The following is an 18,845-nucleotide window of genomic DNA, read 5'->3' as shown; positions in this document are numbered from 1 at the left end:
TACTTCCAATTTATGCAACCTAAATTTACATTCCCTCCTTGGGTTGGGGGGAATGAACGGTGCGCTATATTTCTCTAATGGTGACAGCTCTCACTCTGGCATCGCTTACGGGCGCCAATGCTGAGGACCGTTACCCCATTTGGCTGCCTCAATGGATCTGGCAAAACGAACCTTATTCCGATCTGCTTCGGGCGGAGCAGATCGATGATTTCAAGCTGCGTATCGCTGAAATCGAAAAGCTGGATACGGCCCGCAGAACCGCCGAAGCAGATGAGAAGACCCTCCAGCTCAATCGCGCCCTCGCTCAATATTTTTCCCTGAGAGACTTCAGCCGCCTGGCTCCGAATGTGGAAGACCCCGCATCCGGCAGAGCGATGTCACTCATTCTCGACCCGGCCTTTCCGGAACATATGAAGCCGGTTCTTGAAAAAGCCGGGCACCTCTTTCTGAAGACCGCCCTGAACAGGGAGGTCATCGAAAATGCCTTCCGCCGGGCTGCGGACAATCCTCTTCCCACTCCCAGCCGAACAGTCACGGACGGAACCGTCACCGGCGTTACGAACGGGTATCGGCTGTACTTGAAGAGCCGCTTGAAGCCCGTGAGCGCGGAAGCATTCTACGACGAAATGAAGCACGCCCTCACAGGACCTGCGGATCGCCGCCCCGCGCTGGTGATCTCCTCTTACTCCGACCAGACTTGGTGGGGCGGTGGATATCATGATTTTTACTATCGCCCTGACACGCAATTAAATCGGCTATCACCTCCCGGATCCTTTCTGTACATTCGTCTGAGCACAGACAAAATGTCATCGGGAAGCGACAGCTTCGACAATCCATCCTTCTGGGCTTCCAAGATCGCGCATGAAGCCCTTCACAATCTCGGCTATTGGCACCCTCCCTACAAGGATGCCAGGGAGCGTGATGAGCAGGTGAAAACCAGCCTCCCGTTCATCGTGGCTTATGAGCAGGAAATATTGCGAGCCGCCTCGGCACCGTGAGCCCGGCAGAACGGAGGCCCGTGCATCCCTTCCGCGCCTCTCCATCGCACGCATCGCCGTGTGTCGCCCGCGCCACTGTCCCATGGCGCGGACATGTCCCTGTCCATCTGTGGCCATCCGATGGCACACTGGGCAGGCGCTCAGCAGGCCGCGCCTTGCGGCAGAAGGCGCGAGCCCCCGCCGCCGGCACGGACACTGTCCCTGTCCATAACGGGGACAAGGCGGGGCCATCGGCGACCGTCCGTGTCACCGTGTGCCACCGTCAGCGATGGAACAGTCCGACCAGCTCCACATGGGGCGAATAGCGGAACTGGTCGTATGGTGTTACCCCCGCCAACCTGAAGCCGCCGGCCATGAGGATGCGGGCATCGCGGGCGAAGGTGGCCGCCGAGCAGGACACATAGGCGAGCCGCTCCACCTTGGAGCGGGCCAGCTCATGGGCCTGCGCCTCCGCGCCCTGACGCGGCGGATCGATCACAACCGCTTCGAAACGCTGGAGTTCGTCCGGCATGAGCGGGCGGCGGAAGAGATCACGCACCTCGCCCTCGGCGCCCTTCAGGCCCGGCGTGCCGCGCACCGCCTTCAGCATGGCCGTGATGGCACTTTCGCTGAATTCATAACCCCTTACGCGCGCATGGGACGCCAGCCGCAGCGCAAAGGTGCCGACCCCGCAGAACAAATCGGCGACGCTCTTCGCCCCCCTCACCCCCTCTTCCACCGCCCCGGCCAGCATGGCCTCGCCGGCGGCGGTGGCCTGAAGGAAGGAGGCGGGCGGAAGCTCGACCCGGGCAAGGCCCATGGGCAGGAAGGGCAGACGCCGCTGCACCACCATCTCCCCATGCCGGGTGAGCCGGGCGAGATCGAACCGCTCGGCGATTTCCGCCAGATCCATCAACAGCATAGGCGGCAACGGGCCGGAGCCCCGGAAGTCCAGATCGAGCCCGGATTCAGTGGCCGTCACATGTAGATCGAGCGGCTTCTTCTGCCCCGCCAGCGCCTCCGCCACCGCTTTGGCAACCGGCAAGGCCTGATCCAGCGCCGGTGCCAGAATGGGGCATTCCACGATGGGCACCATGGAATGGGACTTGCGCTCGGCAAAGCCGACAATGGTGCGCGGCCCGATCTGGCGGGCATGGAAGATGGCCCGCCGCCGCCCCTCGCCATGGGCATCAACCAGTTGATGCACCTGCGTTTCCACGCCCTCGCGCGAAAGCGCCTCGACCACGAGGCCGCGCTTCCAGCTGCGATAGGCAGAGGTCTCCCAATGCTGGAGCAGGCAGCCGCCGCAGATGCCGAAGTGCCGGCATTCCGGCTCCACCCGCTCGGGGCTGGCCTTCAGCACCCGCGGCTTGATGAGCCTGTCCTTCTCCCGCTGGCCGGCGATCAGCTCGCCCGGCAAACCATAGGGCACGAACAGCCCGCCCGCCGCCAGCCCGTCGCCCTGCGCCCCGACCCGCAGGACCTCCGCCTCGATCTCACTCACGGCCGCACCGCTCCCAGCAGGAATTCCTTATTGCCATCACCGCCTTCGATGGGGGATGGCACAATGCCCAGCACCCGCCAGCCCAGCGCCTCGACCTCGCCCTTCACCCGCGCGCACACCGTCTCGTGGACGGTCACATCGCGCACCACACCCTTGCCCTTCCTCACGATTTCCGGCCCGGCCTCGAACTGCGGCTTCACCAGCACCACCAGTTCCGCCTTCGGCCCGGCAAAGGGAAGCGCCGCCGGCAGCACGAGGGCCAGCGAGATGAAGCTGACGTCGCTGACGATCAGGTCCACCGGCCCGCCAACCTGTTGCGGCGTCAGCTTTCTGATGTCCGTACCTTCCAGTACGGTCACTTCGGGACGTTCGCGCAGGCGGGGGTGGAACTGGTCATGCCCCACGTCCACCGCCACCACGGCGGCAGCGCCGCGCGAGAGCAGTACGTCGGTGAAGCCGCCGGTGGACGCACCCACGTCCAACGCCCTTTTGCCCGCAGGATCAAAGCCGAAGGCATCGAGCCCCGCCACCAGCTTCAGCCCGCCGCGCGACACGAAGGGGTGCACGTCCTGTGCCGTGATGACGGCAGTCTCGTCCACCTCCTGCGCCGGCTTGCGCACCACCGCACCATCGGCCGTCACGTGCCCCGCCAGCACGGCCGCCTGCGCCCGGGCCCGGCTGTCGAACAGCCCCCGTTCCACCAGCAGCTTGTCGATGCGCGCCCGCGCGGCCATGTGTGCTTTCCGTCTGGAAGAGTTTCAGGGTGCGAGGCTTTTACCATTTTGCCCGGTGATGCAAGGCACAAGGGCGCGGGACAGGCTTACCCGTCGCGCAGACGGGCCTGTCCGTGGTATGCGGAGCAGAGGGGCGGACAGACCATCATCCGCGCGGCGCAGTTGCGGGCCCGCGCTTCCACGACCTTGAACTTGCACGAACTTGAAAAGATACCTCAAGCGCTGTGAACCAAGCGCGGTCTTGGGCGTTTTCTGTGCGGCGGCGCGCCTGTGGGCAGCGATACGTCAGCGTCCTGGACCCTGCCGGTGGGAGTGAGTATGCAGAAAGTGATCGCGGCAGCGGTCCTGACAGCCCTGATGGGCCTCGGACTTTCCGGAGCGGCCGACGCGGCGCCCCGCACGAACAAGAGCAGCAAGGCAGAAGCAACACCCGATCCGCGGGTCTGGAGCATCGTCAAGGCCGACGATGCCTATGTGCTGCGCTACGCCTTGCCCCGCGCCACCGATCCCAGCTTCGCAGCCACCTGCCAACCCAGCGCCCAGTTGCTGCAGATCGCCGTGGAAGTGCCCAACGACAAGAAGATCCGCTCCGGCGATGGCGTGCCGCTCTCCCTCTCCAGCGGCAAGCGGAAGCTGGAGCTGGCCGCCAGCGCCTTCCTCGTCAACAATGAGGGCCTGCTGGTGGTGGAAGCGGCGGTGACGCTGGATGCCCGCGTGCTGGACCTGTTCCGGGATGGCGACACGCTGGTGGTGAAGATGCCCGGCTCCAGCCAGAACCTGCCGCTGGCCGGCGCCCGCTCCCGCCTTGCCGACTTCGAGCGGGTGTGTCTCGCCCGGCGTTGAGATGAAAGGCTTTTCCGGCAGCCGCACGGACGTCTTAACCTAAAATTAACGACGCCCTTCCCGCCCGCGCATCCTTGGGTATGATCCCCGACAACCGTTCTGGGGAAGACCAATGCTGCGCACCTTCATCGCCGCTGGCCTGCTTGTGGCCTCCAGCCTGCCTCTGGCGGCGCAGGAGAAGCTCGTGTGGGCTGCCTCCACCACCGACAACGGCGCCACGCTGGCGTTCGGTGCGCCGGAAAGCGACCATGTGATGCTGACCTTCACCTGCAACACGGGCAACACCATGGTGCTGGTCAGTTCCATGATCGGCTCCAAGGGCCTGAAGGCGAACGACCCGGCCCGCATCCTCCTCTCCGCCGGCAAGGTGAAGAAGGAATTCCCCGGCAAGGCCGTGGCGAACGAGATGACCAGCGCCGTGGACGTGGAAGGCGGCGGCAAATTCGACGATGTGAAGGCGGTCCTCGCGGCCGGCAAGGTGCTGACAGTCGAGGTGAAAGGCGCCAAGCAGCCCATCGCCCTGACCGGCGCCCCCGAGGCCTATGCCGAATTCGACAAGGCCTGCCGCGGCTGACGCGCAGGCTCTTCCCGACCCGCGCAAACGCGGGCGGGACAAGGTTTTTCAGTTCAACATGAGAGCAACTTGCGCGCCTGGAGCTTCGGCTCTCAGGCGCGTTTTGTTTGTCAGGCGCGTTTTGTCGCGACCGGGCGCCGCTCGCCCGCCTTCACCAGCGCCAGAGCGCGGTTGAAGATGCCGTCCGCATCCAGCCCCGCCGCCGCCATCTGCACCGCCGGCGTGTCGTGGTCGATATAGGTGTCCGGCAGCACCAGCGAGCGCACCTTCAGGCCGTCGTCCAGCAGCCCCTCGTCGGTGAGCAACTGCATGACCTGGCTGCCGAAACCGCCCACCGAGCCCTCTTCCACGATGATCAGCGCCGGGTGGCTGGAGGCCAGCTTCAGGATCAGCTCGCTGTCGATGGGCTTGGCGAAGCGGGCATCGGCCACGGTGGCGCTGTAGCCGAGGCTCGCCAGCCGCTCGGCCGCATCCTGTGCCGCCGCAAGGCGGGTGCCCAGTGAGAGAATGGCGACATCCCGCCCTTCCCGCAGCACCCGGCCCTTGCCGATGGGCAGCACCTCGCCGCGCTCCGGCCGCTCCACGCCCACCCCTTCCCCACGGGGGAAACGGAACGCGATGGGGCCGGCGTCATGGGCGACGGCGGTGGCGATCATATGGGTCAGTTCCGCCTCGTCGGAGGGGGCCATGACCGTGAAGCCCGGCAGGCAAGCCAGGAAGGCGATGTCGAAGGCGCCCGCATGGGTGGCGCCGTCCGCGCCCACGAGGCCGGCGCGGTCGATGGCGAAGCGCACCGGCAGCCCCTGCAGGGCCACATCGTGCACCACCTGGTCGTAGCCGCGCTGGAGGAAGGTGGAATAGAGCGCGCAGAAGGGCTTGTAGCCTTCCGACGCGAGGCCGGCGGCGAACGTCACCGCATGCTGCTCGGCGATGCCCACGTCATAGGTGCGCGTGGGATAGGCCTGCCCGAACAGGTCCAGCCCGGTGCCGGAGGGCATGGCGGCGGTGATGGCCACCACCTTGTCGTCGCGCGCGGCCTCACTGATCAGGGTCTCGGCGAACACCTTGGTGTAGCTGGGCGCATTGGACTTGGCCTTCATCTGCGCGCCAGTCACCACGTCGAACTTCACGACGCCATGATATTTGTCGGCGGAGGCCTCGGCGGGCGGATAGCCCTTGCCCTTCTGCGTCACCACATGGACGAGGATCGGCCCGGTCTTGGCATCGCGCACATTCTTCAGCACCGGCAGCAGGTGCTCCAGATTGTGGCCGTCGATGGGGCCGACGTAATAGAAGCCCATCTCCTCGAACAGCGTGCCGCCGGTCCAGAAGCCGCGGGCATATTCCTCGGCCTTGGCCGCGCCGTCCTTGACGAACTTCGGCATGCGGTGGGCGAGTTGCTTGCCCATCTCGCGCAGCGACATGTAGGTGCGGCCCGAGATCAGGCGCGCCAGATAGGCCGACATGGCGCCCGTGGGCGGGGCGATGGACATGTCGTTGTCATTCAGAATGACGATCAGCCGGCTGTCCATGGCGCCGGCATTGTTCATGGCCTCATAGGCCATGCCCGCCGACATGGCGCCGTCGCCGATCACGCAGACAATGTTCCGCTCCTCGCCCTTGAGGTCGCGGGCCACCGCCATGCCGAGACCGGCGGAAATGGAGGTGGAGGAATGGGCGGCGCCGAAGGGGTCGTATTCGCTCTCCGAACGGCGGGTGAAGCCGGAGAGGCCCCCACCCTGCCGGAGCGTGCGGATACGGTCGCGGCGGCCGGTCAGGATCTTGTGCGGGTAGCACTGGTGGCCCACGTCCCAGATCAACCGGTCGTGGGGCGTGTCAAATACGTGGTGCAGGGCCACCGTGAGCTCGACCACACCAAGACCCGCGCCCAGATGGCCGCCAGTGACGGAGACCGCGCTGATGGTCTCCGCCCGCAATTCATCGGCCAACTGGGAAAGCTTCTCTTCCGGCAGGCGCCTGACGTCTGAGGCGTCGCGCACCGTATCGAGAAGCGGCGTATTGCTAACCGTCACCATACACTCCGCGCCGGCATCGCGCCGGGAAATCAGGGGTTACACAGTCAGGCCAGCCGGCGCAACGCGCAAGCGGCTCAGACCCTAGCCACATACTCCCATTTATGTCGTGATCGCCCGTCCTGCACCCCCATCAGGGCTGGAGGAAGGCTGCCGCCGGAATTTTCAGGCTGCCGAGGTGCATTTCCAGCTCATCCATACGGAAGCCGCGCTCCTTCAGATCCGTGCGCCAGTTGGCGATGTTGGCATTGAAGGGATTCTCGCGCAGCAGCTGCACCTTCACGAAGGGCATGCCCTTGCGCAACAGATCGCCATGGGCAGCCAGGGTGGGATTGGCCGCGCGCGGGTCACTCTCCGGCAGCTCGAACAGCACATCCACGCTGAGCCCCTGCGTGGACAGGAGGCTCGGCAAGGGGACCTCGCAGGCCTCGATCACCTTCTGCTTGTCGCCCAACGCCCGGATCTCGGAAAAGAAGGCCCGCACGGCTTCGTTGGCCAGCGCCTTCTCCCGCAGGATGAAGAAATAGCTCTGGAAATGCCGGCGGAAGGCGGTGCTCTCGGTGAGCGCCACCACGTCGGTCGTGCTGGCCTTCACCCGCTCCATCAGCGTCGCGAGGCCCGCCGGCGAATGATAGATGCTGTCATTGGTGAACAGCAGCGACGAGGCGTTCCACAGATCCGGCCACAGCCGCAGGGTGCGGGCCCAGGCGGAGAAGTCGAAGCCGAAATTCTCCACCACCTGCATGGCGTCGGCCACGGCGGCGCCGGGATCGTCGCAGCGCAGGTCCGCGCGGTCGGTGGCGACGATGAGGACCACCACGAAGCCCTGCGCCTTCAGATCCTTGCAATAGCTGACCACGTGCGGCCAGATCCGGCCGTCCGGCGAGTAGGAGGCGAACAGGCAGACCGGGCGCTTGCCCACCATTTCCAGCGGCCGCACCACGCGCTTGCGCAGGGTGTTGAGATCCTTGTCGTCGGCGATTTCCGCCGACAGGTCCGGCGCGGCGAACAGGCCCAGCGCCTTGCGCACGTTGGCGCTGCCGTCGAAGCCGGTGAACATCTTCACCGCCGCCAGAAACAGATGTTTCGAGGCGCGGGTGATGTTGACGGGCACGGGTACGGGATTGGTCAAGGCCGCCTCATGGCTGGGGGACGATCACCGGGGCGATCACCGGGACGACCTTGGGATCGGTCCTCGGATGGCTCCGGCGGGGACGGCAAGGTGTCAAAAAGGCCCGCGATCTTGCCGGAGCGGATCATCAGGCGATGAATATCGAACATCAGTACCGATAGCAGACAACCGGCCGCGAGATAGAGGCATTCCGCAGCTTTTCCACGCGATGCGCCATATTTGCCAAGGACATAGCGCTCGGAATGTTTCTTGAAGCGGCTGATGCGGAAGGTCTGCCGCCAGCTCGCCGTGGAGGATTTTCCACCTGCATGAACCACGCGGGCATCGGCAACGACGGTGATGGGGATGTAGCTCCGCAGAGCCCGCAGCGCCAGATCGTCATCCTCGTGATAGAGGAAGATCGCCTCGTCGAAACCGCCCATGGCGAGGAACGCCCGGCGTTCCATGAGGAAGGCGGCGCCATGGACGAAGCGGGTGCAATAATCGCCCACCATCTCCTGCGCCTTCAGCCGCCGCTTGCGTGGCACCGGCTCCAGGATGGAACCCTCCTTGCGCATGGGCCGGCCATTCTCGCCGATGATGGACGGCATGAAGATGCCGGGGTCGCCATAGCGCTTTACGGCCTCCAGCAAGGTCGGGATGGTCCCGGCTTCCAGCACCGCATCGGGATTGAGGAACAGCACATAGTCGCCGCGCGCCGCGCGGGCGCCGGCATTGCAGGCGGTGCCGAACCCCCGGTTGGTTTCCAGCCGCAGCAGATCCACCGGGCGTTGCAGCCCCTCCACCCAGTTGGTCCCCTCGGGGCTGGCATTGTCCACAACCACCACCTGATGCGTCTCCGGCACCGAGGCGATTGCGCGTGGCAGCACGCCCCCGCTGTTGTAGGAGACGAACACCACGCTGACGGACGGCGGTTTCCTGACGTTCACGAACAGCAGCCTCTGCGGCGTCGACACCGGATACTCCCACCGCAAGGGCCGTGATGTGAAGGCCAAGCATACGCCGGCCACGTATAAGCCGGACAAGATGCGGGCGCCGCTGTAAACCGGCACCCGTGCGCGGGATGGGTAGCATTACGACCCGCGAAATCCAAGATTGGCCGTCGCGGAGCCGCCTTGCACCATAGGCTCCCTCAACTAGATTAGCGTCACCATGGCACCTCAACCTCCCGCCCGTACGTTCCGCCGGCACCTGTTTTTCGTGGCCGGCTACGATCCGATGACGGTGGATGCCCATCACCGCATCTTCCAGCGGGAACTGGCGCGCTTCGCCGAAGTGTGGGGGGTATCCGCCAGCGCGGACAACAATCCGCGCGCCGTGCGCACCGGCGGCTCCTGGACGGCGCGCAGCCACGGGCCGGACTGGGAGACGGAGACGCGGTTCGAGATCCTGGCGTGGGACGACCTCGTGCGTGCGGACATGAACCGCAGCCGCTGGTCGCATCTCTTCGGCACCATACGGGCGCTGGGGGACATGATCGCCACCGGCACCATCTTCCGCTATTTCCGCACCAGCCACCGCTACGGCATCTTCTTCTGCCTCACCTATCTGACGCTGGCCGCCATCTGGGCGGTTTCCGCCGGCATCGGCTGGGTGGCTGCCCATTTTTCGGCCCCGCTGGTGGACAGAGCGCTCGTCGGCACCTGGATCGCCGGCCGGGTCTTCCTCGGCCAATGGGTGGGCGCGGCGTTCGGGGTCGTGGTGGCGATCATCGCCGCCCTCGTCATCACCCGGCTTCTCAGCAAGCGGCTGCGGCTGCGTCAATCACTGGATCTCGCGGAATTCTCGGTGGATTTCGTCCACGACCGGCATCCGGACATCACCCGCCGCATCACCTCCTTCGCCGACCGGCTGCGGGCGGTGGCGGCGAAAGGCGGTGTGGATGAGATCGTGCTGGCCGGTCACAGCCTCGGCGCCCAGCATGTGATCAGCGTGATCGCCCGCGCGCTGCGCGACGAACCGGATCTGGGCACCACCCTTCCCATCCGTATCCTGACCCTGGGCTCGACCACGGCCAAGTTCGCTCTGCATCCGGAAGGCGAGCGCCTGCGCAGTGCGGCGCGGATGGTGCACAAGGCCGAGGCCATCGGCTGGACCGAGTATCAGGCCAAGGACGACATCGTCTCCTTCTACAAGGTGGACCCCGTCACCCTCGGCCCGATCACCGATGGCGACACCAACCGCCGCCCGCTGGTGCGCCGGGTGCCGATCCGCGCCATGCTGACGCCCGCCACCTATGCCAAGTTCCGCATCGACGTGATGCGCCTGCACTGCCAGTTCTTCCTCGCCAACGACCAGCGCGCGCCCTACGACTTCTACGCCTTCATCTGCGCCCCGGTACCCTATGACGTGCTGGTCGGCACGCCCGAGGGGCCGCTGGCGGTGTTTCGGGAAGATGGCAGCGTGGGGGCGCCGGAGGCCACGCTTGCACCCGAGGCGGCGACACAGCAAAAGGGCGCATGAATTCGCTTTCCCTGTTCGGTCATACCGTCTCCCTGCTCACCCTCGCCAGTTGGATCTGGGCCGGGTGCGTCATCGCCTGGTATCTGCTGCGCCTGCCGTTCGAGCTGAAGGTGCGCCGCACCCGCGTGGCTGACCGCCGCCACCGCACATTCCGCGAGACCGCGCTGCTGAGCGTCTCCACCCTCGGGCTGGGGATCATTCCGGCGGCGTTCTGCCTCACGCGCTGGCCGCGTGCCCTCACCTACCCCGCGTCCGCCCTTCAGGTGGCGGCGGGGACGCTGGTGTTCCTCGTGGCGCTCTGGCTGTTCTGGCGCACCCACAAGGATCTCGGGCGCAACTGGTCGGTGTCGCTGGAGATCAAGGAGACCCACAAGCTGATCACCCACGGGGTGTACCGGCATGTGCGGCACCCCATGTATTCGGCCTTCTTCCTGTGGGCGGTGGCGCAGGCGCTGCTGCTGCCGAACCTGATGGCGGGCCTGTCCGGCCTCGTCGGCTTCGGCATCCTGTTCTTCTTCCGCGTCGGCCGCGAGGAACTGATGATGCGCGAGACCTTCGGGCCCGAGTACGACGCCTACATGGCCCGCACCAAGCGCATCATCCCCGGCGTGTACTGAGAGCGGCAGGCGGAACGAACGGGCAATCGGCGCAGACGTCCGATTCGGTCAGGTTCCGTTCCGTCGCCGTTCGCTTTTGTCGGAAGAACTGTCCCGTCTCGGGACAGCTCAGCCCGGATCGAGCGGCGCCGTACCGGTGGGACGGCCGTCGGCATCGCGGGTGATGGTGGCGACCCGCGCCTCCGCCTCGCCCAGCAGCGCCTCGCAGCGCTTCTTCAGCGCCTCGCCCCGCTCATAGATGGCGATGCTCTCCTCCAGCGGCACATTGCCCGCCTCGAGCCGCTGCACGATGGTCTCCAGTTCCGCCAGAGCCGCCTCGAACGACAGGCTGGAAACGGCGGGAGCCTTCTCGCGCCGGGTGCCTTCGGTCTTGCTGGTCTCGGCCATGGATGCCCCTTTCGAATCTCGTGGAGGCGCCCTTATAGCCGAGCCGGGCGGCAGCCTTAAGGCGGCAACGGACCCGGCCTCCCAAATGCTTCCGCCGCTTGGGGTGGTGGTGAGCGCCCAGCTTTGCTAGAAGCCCGCTCGACATTGGCAGGCTCGGCCTGCGCCTGCGGCTTCGCCGCGTACCGAACCCGAAGCGGCATTGCCGCGTAACGAGCCAAGAGCCGAGATGCCCACCGAGGCGCAAAGCCCCTTCCCCCTGCGTGACCAAGGCGCCCTCGATGAGGCGTTGATGGTCCGCTTCGCCTCCGCGGGCTTCACGCGGCTCGATCCGCCGATCCTGCAGCCGGCCGATGCCTTCCTCGACCTGTCGGGCGAAACCATCCGCCGCAGCATGTTCCTCACCACCGGCGAGGACGGGCAGGAACTGTGCCTGCGGCCCGACCTCACCATCCCGGTCGCCCGCGAGGTCGGCCGCCTGCGCATGCAACTGCCCGCGGCGGTCAGTTATCTCGGCCCGGTGTTCCGCATCCGCAGCGGCGGCCCCGGCGAGTTCCGGCAGGCCGGCGTGGAATCCTTCGGCCGCTTCGACCGCGAGGCGGCGGACGCTGACATCATCGCCCTCGGCCTTGAGACCTGCGCCATCTATGGCCTTGCGGACCCGGAAATCCTGCTGGGTGACGTCGGCCTGTTCGCCGCCGTGCTGGAAGCCCTGCCGCTGGCACCCGCATGGCGCCGCCGCCTGATGAAGGACTTTGGGCAGGGCCGTCTCGGCGACGACCTCGACCACCTGTCCGACGAGAAACCCAACGGCACCGCCGCCGCCCATGCCGGCGTGCTCTCGGCACTGGCCGGCGCCGATCCGGATGCCGCCCGCGCGCTCATCACCGACCTGCTCTCCATCGCCGGCATCACCACGGTGGGTGGCCGCTCGGTGTCGGAGATCGCCGCCCGCTTCCTTGAGCAGGCGGCTCTGGAAGGCAATGGCCTGTCGCAGGAAGCGGCTGGCATTCTCTCCCGTTATCTCGCCATCACCGGCGAGCCGCAGACCGCCGCCGCCGAGATGCGCGACCTTGCCCGCGAGGCCGGGATCGACATCTCGCAGGCGCTGGACGTGTTCGAGAACCGCGCCCGCTTCCTCACCGCCCACGGCGTGAACCTGTCGGACGTGCACTTCTCCGCCGCCTTCGGCCGGCCGATGGATTATTACAGCGGCATGGTGTTCGAGCTGTCGGACCCCGAAGGCCGCGTGGAATCGCCTCTGGTGGCCGGCGGGCGCTACGACCCGCTGCTGAGCCGCCTCGGCGCGTCCGCCATTGTCCCTGCCGTCGGATTTGCCGCCTGGGTTGAGCGTCTCGCCCTGCTGGAGAGCCAGTCATGAGCGATACCCTCAACAGCGACAAATTGATCCTCGCTGTCCCCTCCAAGGGCCGGCTGCAGGAAAATGTGCACGCCTTCTTCGGCCGCGCCGGCATGCCGCTCATGCAGGCCCGTGGCGCCCGCGATTATCGCGGTGTGCTGGGCGGGGTGGAAAATGTGGAAGTGGCCTATCTGTCCGCCTCCGAGATCGCGGCGGCGCTGGCCGCCGGCACCGTCCATGTGGGCGTGACCGGCGAAGACCTCGTGCGCGAGAACATCCCCGATGCCGACCGCCGCGTGGCCCTGCTGGAGAAGCTGGGCTTCGGCAGCGCCAATGTGGTGGTGGCGGTGCCGCAGGCCTGGATCGACGTGCGCAGCATGGAAGATCTGGACGACGTGGCGGGGCATTTCCATGCCCGCACCGGCCAGCGCATCCGCGTCGCCACGAAATATGTGAACCTCACCCGCAGCTTCTTCGCCCGCCACGGCATCGTGGACTACCGGATCGTGGAGAGCGCAGGCGCCACCGAGGGCACGCCTGCCGCCGGCACGGCGGAACTGATCGTCGACATCACCACCACGGGGGCGACACTGGCCGCCAACGGGCTGAAGGTGATGGAAGACGGCGTGATGCTGCGCTCGGAGGCCAATCTCGTCGCCTCCCTGACCGCCCCGTGGGGACCAAGCCAGCGCGCGGCGGCGCAGGCCATGTTCGACCGCATGGCGGGCGAAAAGCGCGCCCGCACCATGCGCGAGGTCCGCACCCGCTTCGGTGCGTGCGATGCGAACCTGGTGGATGAGGCCATCGCCCGCTTCCGCGTGGTCGCCCCCTTCGGCGGCCCCACGTCGTCGGGCATGCTCACCCTGCATTGCCCGCCGGACACGCTGCACGCCCTTTCGCTGTTTCTGCGGGCCAGGGGCGCGAGCATGGTGACGGTGGGGCCGATTGAATATGTGTTCGCGGCCGACAACCCTCTCTACGAGGCGCTGGAAGCCCGGCTGGCCGACGCCTGAACGCGGCCGCTGCCGATTGCCTGTCGCGTTTCAAGTCGCTTGGCGATGCCGTTGAAGGCGCGCCGGGCGGGCTCTTCCACGCGGGCATAGGTGAAGGCGGCCATGGCGATCACCACCGCCAGCATGCCAGCCAGCAGCAGCGTGCTGCCCGAGGTGCCGCCCACCGCATACAGCGTCTTCGGGTGCCCCCCGATCAGCACCTGCGTTTCCAGTGAGACGCCCTGCCAGCGCGAGAAGGCCCAAACGCCATAGAGCGTCGCCATCAGCACCAGATGGTGGCCCATATAGATGGAATAGGACCAGCGACCGAGCGCCGCGAAGGGCTTGGCCCGCAGGAGACGCGAGACGAGGCCGCCCTCCTGCGCGAACACCAGAACGGCGGCGGCGAACATCACCGGCGCGGCGAGGCTGATGGCCCGCACCGCATCCGGCCCATGGCTGGACTTGGCGACGAACAGCACCACCAGCGCCACCGCCGCGATTTCCAGAACAGTTGCCGCGCCCACGCCGAGCGGCTTCAGCTGCGACACCAGCACCTCATGCACCCGATAGGCGACAATGCCGGTGAAGAAGCCGGCGATGCAGCGGAAGAGGCCGAAGTCGGCGGTTGAATTCATATAGGTGGGCGAGACCAGCGCCAGCAGGCCGATGCTGGCCAGCGCCAGCAAACCGGCCACCAGCGACAGGCGCCCCCGCGTCAGCACGCAGACCGCGCCGAACAGCAGGTAGGTGTAGAATTCCGCCCCGATGCTCCAGCTCGGCGCGTTCCACGCCATGCCGTGCAGGTTCACCGCATTCAGCAGCAGCGCATAGGCGCCCATGCCCAGAACCGAATATTCCCCATCCGCCCATGCGAGTGTGAAGCGCTCGGGATGGGGCAGCAGGTTCACCACGCCGATGAAGACGGCGAAGGCCGCCAGCAGTGCCGCATGCAGCGGCCAGAGGCGACCGAAACGGCGCACCACGAAGCCCAGCCAGCGCCCGCCGTCGCCCAGCCGGTCGCGATAGGCGTGGCACACCACGAAACCGCTCAGCACGAAGAAGAAGTCCACGAACAGATAGGCGTTGGAGACCAGCCGCACATCTGTGAGGGGAGATACGAAAATGAAACAGAAATGAAACAATACAACAAGCAATGCGCAGACACCGCGCCATGCATCGAGCGATTCAAAACGAGCCATACACAGCACCTCCAGCCTCTCGAACTGGCTCAGTGCTATAGGGTTCCGGTGAGGTAGCGAATTGGCCACAAAGAGGAACCTTTGTGGCCGCCCGATGAACGGCATATTTACGAAAATTTTCTTTGACCTTGGGGAACCAGACCGACGTCTATGGAGCGGGCTTCACTGCCGCGCCGCCCGCCGCCTCCCCAGCTTCAGGCCGTCGCGCATGTTCAGGCCCAGAAGCACGATGTTGATCGCACCTGCCGTCAGCTCCACCGCCTGCACGGTGACGAAGACAGCATCGAACACGCCTTCATCCGCTTTGGCCGCGAGATAGAGCGCGGATGGGATGAGGACCAGCAGGCCATTGGCTCCGATGAACGGCATGCGCCTGATCTTCGCGCTCACAAGCCCGCGCGATGGAGCGCGCGTCATCCTGAAACCCGTCGCGACGGTCGTCGCCAGTGCCGGGATCAGCAGCAGGAAGCCCCACGGTATGGCGAGTTTGACCGCGACCACCGCCGCCTGAGACCCAAGAAGCTCGCTGAACACCGTCGAGAGCCAGAAGGTGAGGATGGTCATCAGGGCGATGGTGCCGGCGACCGGATGCAGGATCCTGAGCACAGGCCCCCTGCCCCGGGAGGCGTCGTGCGGGGCTTGCTCCATGGCGCTTCGGCCGATGCGGGAGGAGACGTCCGGAGATCGTGATGCGGGCATGCTTGGCCCTCCACATTGAAATGATAATGTCAATTCGACACGATCAACACATGTCATTTAGACATTATGATGTCAATTTGGGATTAAGGCGACAAATGACCACCACCGGCAGAAGCCCAGCGGGCGATGCGCTGACCGATCTGATCCTCACCCTGTTCCGGGCCAACAATCTGGTGCTCACGTGGGGCGACCGGCTGGTGGCGCCGTTCGGGCTGACCAGCGCCCGCTGGCAGATTCTCGGCGCCATTGCCCTCGCGGACCGGCCCCAGCCCGTGGCGTGGCTCGCCCGCGATCTCGGCAGCAACCGGCAGAATGTGCAGCGCATCGTCAACGACCTGCACAAGGAGGGACTGGTGGTGTTCGAGCCCAATCCCCATCACCGGCGGGCACAGCTGGTGGTGCTCACCGCAAGGGGCCAGCAGGCATACGAGGCCGCCCTCAACGCCTACAACCCGACCGCGGACGCCGTAGGTGCCGAATTCTCGCTGGACGACATCCGGACGGCGCAGCGCCTGCTGACGACGCTCCGGGAAAAACTTCAGGGCGAGGCCGACGGTCCGGACTGAAACGACGCCGCATCTTTCCAATGGCGTTTTCAAGTTTCACCGCTCATTTGGAGAACCTCTGTTTCCAAATGAACGGCTGGCGCTCTAGTCTCCCCACCGCGCCGCAGCCGGCGCCAGACGTTGGAGTGTTTCATGCGTGATGCCGAGCCCGTCCCCGTGCGCCTGGCCGACTACCGGCCGCCTGCCTGGCTCGTGGACACCGTGGACCTCGACGTCTCCCTGCACCCCACCGCCACCCGCGTGATTTCCCGCCTCGCCCTGCGCCGCAATCCCGAGGGCGCGGCCGATGCACCGGTGGTGCTGGATGGCGATGGCCTGACCTTGGTGCGTGTTGCCCTCGATGGCGCGCCGCTGGCCGGCGGCGCCTATGAGGCCACCCCGCAGTCCCTGACCCTGCGCGCGCCGACCGCCGATCGCTTCGTGCTGGAGGTGGAGACGCTGGTGAACCCCACCGCCAACACAAGGCTGATGGGCCTCTATCGCTCCAGCGGCAATTACTGCACGCAGTGCGAGGCCGAGGGCTTCCGCCGCATCACCTATTTCCCCGACCGGCCGGACGTGCTGTCCGTCTACACGGTGCGTGTGGAAGCAGATCGCGCGGAAGCGCCGGTCCTGCTCAGCAACGGCAATCTGGAGCGCAATGGCCCGGTGGCGGACACCGGCCGGCATTATACCATCTGGCACGATCCCTGGCCGAAGCCTGCCTATCTGTTCGCTCTGGTGGGCGGCAATCTCTCCAAGGTGCCGGACCATTTCGTCACCCGCTCCGGCCGCCCGATTGAGCTGGGCATCTACGTGGAGCCCGGCAAGGAAAGCCGCGCCTCCTACGCCATGGATGCGCTGAAGCGCTCCATGCGCTGGGACGAGACGGCGTTCGGCCGGGAATATGATCTCGACGTGTTCAACATCGTCGCCGTGTCCGACTTCAACATGGGCGCGATGGAGAACAAGGGCCTCAACATCTTCAACGACAAATACGTGCTGGCGAGCCCGGAAACCGCCACCGACGCCGACTATGCCGGCATCGAGAGCGTGATCGCCCACGAATATTTCCACAACTGGTCCGGCAATCGCGTTACCTGCCGCGACTGGTTCCAGCTCTGCCTGAAGGAAGGCCTCACCGTCTTCCGGGATCAGGAGTTCTCCTCCGACCAGCGCTCGCGCCCGGTGAAGCGCATCGCCGATGTGCGCACCCTGAAGGCGGCCCAGTTCACCGAGGATGCCGGCCCCCTGTCCCACCCCGTGCGGCCGGACACCTATCGCGAGATCAACAACTTCTACACGGCGACCGTCTATGAGAAGGGCGCCGAGGTGGTCCGTATGCTCAAAACCCTGCTGGGCGAGGACGGCTTCCGCGCCGGCATGGACCTCTATTACGACCGCCACGACGGCGATGCCGCAACCATTGAGGATTTCCTCGCCGCCTTCGCCGAGGCTACCGGCCGCGACCTGTCGCACTTCGCGCTATGGTATGCCCAGTCCGGTACGCCCCGCGTCACCGCCACGGGCGCCTATGACGAAGCCGCCCGCAGCTTCCGGCTGGATGTGCGCCAAGAAACGGCGCCCACCTCCGGCCAGAGCGAGAAGAAACCGGTGATGCTGCCGCTGACCCTCGGCCTCATCGGGCCGGACGGCGCCGACCAGCCGCTCACGCTGGGCGGCAGCAACATGCCTCATCCGGTGATCGAGGTGACGGAGGCGGAACAGTCCTTCGTCTTCACCGGCCTCGACGCCCGTCCGGTGCTGTCGCTGAACCGGGGCTTCTCTGCCCCCATCAACCTCTCCACCAATCTCAGCGACGAGGATCTCGTCTTCCTCGCCGCCCATGACGCGGACCCGTTCAACCGCTTCGATGCCATGCAGGGCCTCGCCCTGCGGCTGCTGAAGACGGGTGCCGCCGAGGGCAGGCTGCCGGATGCCACTCCGCTGGTGGAGGCCGCCCGCCGCGTCCTCACCGACACGACGCTTGACCCGGCCTTCAAGGCGCAGGCGCTGGCGTTGCCCGGCGAGAACGAGATCGCCCGCGAGATCGCCACGGATGTGAACCCGGACGCCGTCTTCACCACCCGCCGCGCGCTGCGCGCCGTGCTGGCCGAGGCGCTGGCCGCCCCGCTCGGCGAGACCTACGACGCCCTCACCACGACCTCTCCCTATTCGCCGGATGCGGCGGCGGCCGGCCGGCGCTCCCTGCGCAATCTGGCGCTCGATTATCTCACCTCGGGTGCGACATCGGAGGCCATCGCGCGGGCGCAGGCGCAATATGGCGCCGCCGACAACATGACCGATCGCTTCGCCGCTCTCGCCGTGCTGTCGCAGCACGACACCCCGGCCCGCACGGAGGCGCTCGCCGACTTCTATCGCCGCTTCGTCAATGATCCGCTGGTGATCGACAAGTGGCTGAGCCTGCAGGCCCAGATCCCCGAAGAGGGTACGCTGGAACGGGTGAAGGCGCTGACCCTGCTGCCAGTCTTCTCCATGTCGAACCCCAACCGGGTGCGCTCGCTGGTGGGTGCCTTCGCGGTCGGCAATCCCACCCAGTTCCACCGCGCCAGCGGCGAGGGCCACAACTTCCTAGTGGACGTGGTGCTCGGCCTCGACGCCACCAACCCGCAGGTGGCCGCACGACTGCTGTCCGCCTTCAAGTCGTTCCGTCAGCTGGAGCCGGCCCGTCGCGCCAGCGCCGAGCGGGCCTTGCAGCGTGTGGCGGTGACGCCCGGCCTGTCGGCTGATGTGGCCGACATCGCCATCCGCTCGCTGAGCTGATC

General features: G+C 66.3%; 17 protein-coding genes. 9 read left to right on the top strand and 8 right to left on the bottom strand.

All coding sequences use genetic code 11. From position 1 onward, the window contains the following. Positions 1–59: 59 nt before the first annotated feature. A complete protein-coding gene (locus tag IEW24_RS05780; RefSeq protein ID WP_188576241.1) occupies positions 60–998 on the top strand; it encodes a hypothetical protein in 939 nt (312 codons plus the stop codon). A 262-nt stretch (positions 999–1,260) separates the two neighbouring features. Here the strand turns inward: IEW24_RS05780 and IEW24_RS05775 are convergent, their stop codons facing one another. Then, positions 1,261–2,481 (bottom strand): class I SAM-dependent RNA methyltransferase, encoded by a 1,221-nt coding sequence (locus IEW24_RS05775; protein WP_188576239.1) that lies wholly within the window; start codon positions 2,479–2,481, stop codon positions 1,261–1,263. After that, positions 2,478–3,215, bottom strand: coding sequence for a TlyA family RNA methyltransferase (locus IEW24_RS05770; RefSeq protein WP_188576238.1), 738 nt, complete (start codon positions 3,213–3,215; stop codon positions 2,478–2,480). Before IEW24_RS05770 ends, IEW24_RS05775 begins: the two co-directional genes overlap by 4 nt. A gap of 318 nt (positions 3,216–3,533) precedes the next feature. Between IEW24_RS05770 and IEW24_RS05765 the strand changes: the two genes are divergently transcribed. Together IEW24_RS05765 and IEW24_RS05760 are read left to right on the top strand one after the other, a co-directional pair. After that, positions 3,534–4,058: a hypothetical protein gene (locus IEW24_RS05765; protein WP_188576236.1), complete on the top strand. Its 525-nt coding sequence runs from the start codon at positions 3,534–3,536 to the stop codon at positions 4,056–4,058. Positions 4,059–4,170: 112 nt separating this feature from the next. Next, positions 4,171–4,632 (top strand): hypothetical protein, encoded by a 462-nt coding sequence (locus IEW24_RS05760; RefSeq protein ID WP_188576234.1) that lies wholly within the window; start codon positions 4,171–4,173, stop codon positions 4,630–4,632. 110 nt (positions 4,633–4,742) lie between these two features. Here IEW24_RS05760 and dxs read toward each other — a convergent pair whose 3' ends face one another. From dxs to IEW24_RS05745, 3 genes are all read right to left on the bottom strand, one after another. After that, complete coding sequence (gene dxs / locus IEW24_RS05755; protein WP_188576232.1) at positions 4,743–6,668, bottom strand: 1-deoxy-D-xylulose-5-phosphate synthase; 1,926 nt, start codon at positions 6,666–6,668, stop codon at positions 4,743–4,745. 130 nt (positions 6,669–6,798) lie between these two features. Then, positions 6,799–7,797, bottom strand: coding sequence for a rhamnan synthesis F family protein (locus IEW24_RS05750; RefSeq protein WP_188576230.1), 999 nt, complete (start codon positions 7,795–7,797; stop codon positions 6,799–6,801). Continuing rightward, positions 7,794–8,753 carry a glycosyltransferase family 2 protein gene (locus tag IEW24_RS05745; protein ID WP_188576228.1) on the bottom strand — a complete coding sequence of 320 codons (960 nt, stop codon included), beginning with the start codon at positions 8,751–8,753 and terminating at the stop codon, positions 7,794–7,796. The genes IEW24_RS05750 and IEW24_RS05745 overlap by 4 nt, the downstream gene beginning before the upstream one ends. A 196-nt stretch (positions 8,754–8,949) precedes the next feature. On the opposite strand from IEW24_RS05745, the gene IEW24_RS05740 reads away from it, so the two are divergent. Together IEW24_RS05740 and IEW24_RS05735 are read left to right on the top strand one after the other, a co-directional pair. Beyond that, positions 8,950–10,260 (top strand): hypothetical protein, encoded by a 1,311-nt coding sequence (locus IEW24_RS05740; RefSeq protein ID WP_188576226.1) that lies wholly within the window; start codon positions 8,950–8,952, stop codon positions 10,258–10,260. Then, positions 10,257–10,877, top strand: coding sequence for a protein-S-isoprenylcysteine O-methyltransferase (locus IEW24_RS05735; RefSeq protein ID WP_188576224.1), 621 nt, complete (start codon positions 10,257–10,259; stop codon positions 10,875–10,877). Before IEW24_RS05740 ends, IEW24_RS05735 begins: the two co-directional genes overlap by 4 nt. Positions 10,878–10,985: 108 nt before the next feature. Here IEW24_RS05735 and IEW24_RS05730 read toward each other — a convergent pair whose 3' ends face one another. Next, a complete protein-coding gene (locus IEW24_RS05730) occupies positions 10,986–11,264 on the bottom strand; it encodes an exodeoxyribonuclease VII small subunit (protein WP_188576222.1) in 279 nt (92 codons plus the stop codon). Positions 11,265–11,490: 226 nt separating this feature from the next. Here IEW24_RS05730 and IEW24_RS05725 point away from each other — a divergent pair, with 226 nt between their 5' ends. Both IEW24_RS05725 and hisG read left to right on the top strand, forming a co-directional pair. Then, a complete protein-coding gene (locus IEW24_RS05725; RefSeq protein ID WP_188576220.1) occupies positions 11,491–12,642 on the top strand; it encodes an ATP phosphoribosyltransferase regulatory subunit in 1,152 nt (383 codons plus the stop codon). Next, positions 12,639–13,634, top strand: coding sequence for an ATP phosphoribosyltransferase (gene hisG / locus IEW24_RS05720; protein ID WP_188576219.1), 996 nt, complete (start codon positions 12,639–12,641; stop codon positions 13,632–13,634). Before IEW24_RS05725 ends, hisG begins: the two co-directional genes overlap by 4 nt. On the opposite strand, the gene IEW24_RS05715 is transcribed toward hisG, so the two are convergent. Both IEW24_RS05715 and IEW24_RS05710 read right to left on the bottom strand, forming a co-directional pair. Then, complete coding sequence (locus IEW24_RS05715) at positions 13,598–14,815, bottom strand: acyltransferase family protein (RefSeq protein WP_188576217.1); 1,218 nt, start codon at positions 14,813–14,815, stop codon at positions 13,598–13,600. The two genes, hisG and IEW24_RS05715, sit on opposite strands and share 37 nt — an antisense overlap. Positions 14,816–14,977: 162 nt before the next feature. Beyond that, the gene (locus tag IEW24_RS05710; protein ID WP_308468404.1) at positions 14,978–15,379 is read right to left on the bottom strand and encodes a hypothetical protein; all 402 of its coding nucleotides are present in this window, start codon (positions 15,377–15,379) and stop codon (positions 14,978–14,980) included. 230 nt (positions 15,380–15,609) lie between these two features. On the opposite strand from IEW24_RS05710, the gene IEW24_RS05705 reads away from it, so the two are divergent. After that, positions 15,610–16,080: a MarR family winged helix-turn-helix transcriptional regulator gene (locus tag IEW24_RS05705; protein WP_188576214.1), complete on the top strand. Its 471-nt coding sequence runs from the start codon at positions 15,610–15,612 to the stop codon at positions 16,078–16,080. 132 nt (positions 16,081–16,212) lie between these two features. After that, on the top strand, positions 16,213–18,843 hold the full coding sequence (pepN, locus tag IEW24_RS05700) for an aminopeptidase N (RefSeq protein WP_188576212.1): 2,631 nt from the start codon (positions 16,213–16,215) through the stop codon (positions 18,841–18,843). Positions 18,844–18,845 lie beyond the last annotated feature (2 nt).

The sequence above is a fragment of the Azorhizobium oxalatiphilum genome (genome assembly GCF_014635325.1).
GTDB lineage: Bacteria > Pseudomonadota > Alphaproteobacteria > Rhizobiales > Xanthobacteraceae > Azorhizobium > Azorhizobium oxalatiphilum.
The sequence above is the reverse complement of the archived record's forward strand: the minus strand, read 5'-3'. Positions and strand labels throughout refer to the sequence as shown.

What these genes read in the sequence shown, in the direction of transcription:
- IEW24_RS05760 (WP_188576234.1), top strand. Translation starts at nt 4,171, where the DNA reads ATGCTGCGCACCTTCATCGCCGCTGGCCTGCTTGTGGCCTCCAGCCTG.
- IEW24_RS05725 (WP_188576220.1), top strand. Translation starts at nt 11,491, where the DNA reads ATGCCCACCGAGGCGCAAAGCCCCTTCCCCCTGCGTGACCAAGGCGCC.
- IEW24_RS05765 (WP_188576236.1), top strand. Translation starts at nt 3,534, where the DNA reads ATGCAGAAAGTGATCGCGGCAGCGGTCCTGACAGCCCTGATGGGCCTC.
- IEW24_RS05730 (WP_188576222.1), bottom strand. Translation starts at nt 11,264, where the DNA reads ATGGCCGAGACCAGCAAGACCGAAGGCACCCGGCGCGAGAAGGCTCCC.
- IEW24_RS05740 (WP_188576226.1), top strand. Translation starts at nt 8,950, where the DNA reads ATGGCACCTCAACCTCCCGCCCGTACGTTCCGCCGGCACCTGTTTTTC.
- IEW24_RS05710 (WP_308468404.1), bottom strand. Translation starts at nt 15,379, where the DNA reads ATGACCATCCTCACCTTCTGGCTCTCGACGGTGTTCAGCGAGCTTCTT.
- pepN (WP_188576212.1), top strand. Translation starts at nt 16,213, where the DNA reads ATGCGTGATGCCGAGCCCGTCCCCGTGCGCCTGGCCGACTACCGGCCG.
- IEW24_RS05735 (WP_188576224.1), top strand. Translation starts at nt 10,257, where the DNA reads ATGAATTCGCTTTCCCTGTTCGGTCATACCGTCTCCCTGCTCACCCTC.
- dxs (WP_188576232.1), bottom strand. Translation starts at nt 6,668, where the DNA reads ATGGTGACGGTTAGCAATACGCCGCTTCTCGATACGGTGCGCGACGCC.
- IEW24_RS05715 (WP_188576217.1), bottom strand. Translation starts at nt 14,815, where the DNA reads ATGGCTCGTTTTGAATCGCTCGATGCATGGCGCGGTGTCTGCGCATTG.
- IEW24_RS05705 (WP_188576214.1), top strand. Translation starts at nt 15,610, where the DNA reads ATGACCACCACCGGCAGAAGCCCAGCGGGCGATGCGCTGACCGATCTG.
- IEW24_RS05770 (WP_188576238.1), bottom strand. Translation starts at nt 3,215, where the DNA reads ATGGCCGCGCGGGCGCGCATCGACAAGCTGCTGGTGGAACGGGGGCTG.
- hisG (WP_188576219.1), top strand. Translation starts at nt 12,639, where the DNA reads ATGAGCGATACCCTCAACAGCGACAAATTGATCCTCGCTGTCCCCTCC.